The organism is Curtobacterium sp. B8 (genome assembly GCF_000333315.1).
Taxonomy (GTDB): domain Bacteria; phylum Actinomycetota; class Actinomycetes; order Actinomycetales; family Microbacteriaceae; genus Curtobacterium; species Curtobacterium luteum.
Window position 1 is genome coordinate 1 of sequence record NZ_BACW01000135.1, and the last position, 1,117, is coordinate 1,117.

1 pseudogene is annotated in these 1,117 nt (G+C 67.9%); it reads right to left on the reverse strand.

Annotated features, from left to right (window positions below):
* Positions 1-1,117: pseudogene (locus tag I59_RS03475) on the reverse strand (pyruvate dehydrogenase (acetyl-transferring), homodimeric type); the annotation flags it as partial.

The window sequence follows — 1,117 nt, forward strand, 5'->3', positions numbered from 1 at the left end:
CGTTGCGGCCCTCAAGCTCGGGCCGAGGCCGTAGCCCTTGACCGTCTTCGCGAGGATGACCGTCGGCTGGCCCTTGTGCTCGGTCGCGGCCTTGAACGCCGCGTACACCTTGCGGTAGTCGTGACCGCCGCGCTTGAGGTTCCAGATCTGGTCGTCGGAGTAGTCCTTGACGAGCTCGAGCGCCCGCGGGTCGCGGCCGAAGAAGTTCTCGCGGACGTACGCGCCGTTCTCGGCCTTGTACGTCTGGTAGTCGCCGTCCGGCGTCGCGTTCATGAGGTTGAGCAGCGCGCCCTCGGTGTCGCGGGAGAGCAGGTCGTCCCACTCGCGGCCCCAGATGACCTTGATGACGTTCCAGCCCGCACCGCGGAAGAACGCCTCGAGCTCCTGGATGATCTTGCCGTTGCCGCGCACCGGACCGTCGAGCCGCTGCAGGTTGCAGTTGATCACGAAGTTCAGGTTGTCGAGGCCGTCGTTCGCGGCGACCTGGAGCTGCCCGCGCGACTCGACCTCGTCCATCTCGCCGTCGCCGAGGAACGCCCAGACCTGCTGGTCGGAGGCGTCCTTGATGCCACGGTTGGAGAGGTACTTGGCCTGCTGCGCCTGGTAGATCGCGTTGATCGGGCCGATGCCCATCGACACGGTCGGGAACTGCCAGAAGTGCGGCATGAGGCGCGGGTGCGGGTAGGACGACAGTCCGCCGCCGGCGTGGGACTTCTCCTGCCGGAAGCCGTCGAGCTGGTCCTCGCTGAGGCGGCCCTCCATGTAGGCGCGGGCGTACATGCCGGGGGAGGCGTGGCCCTGGAAGAAGACCTGGTCGCCGCCGGACGGGTGGTCCTGCGCGCGGAAGAAGTGGTTGTAGCCGACCTCGTACATCGCGGCGCTCGACGCGTACGTCGAGATGTGGCCACCGACGGCGATGCCCGGGCGCTGTGCACGGTGCACCGTGATGGCGGCGTTCCAGCGGATCCAGCGGCGGTAGCGGCGCTCGAGCTCCTCGTCGCCCGGGAACTCGGGCTCGTTCTCCGGCGCGATGGTGTTGACGTAGTCCGTCGTGGGGACCATCGGCACACCGAGGTGCAGCTCCTTGGACCGCTTGAGCAGGCTGAGCATGATCTCG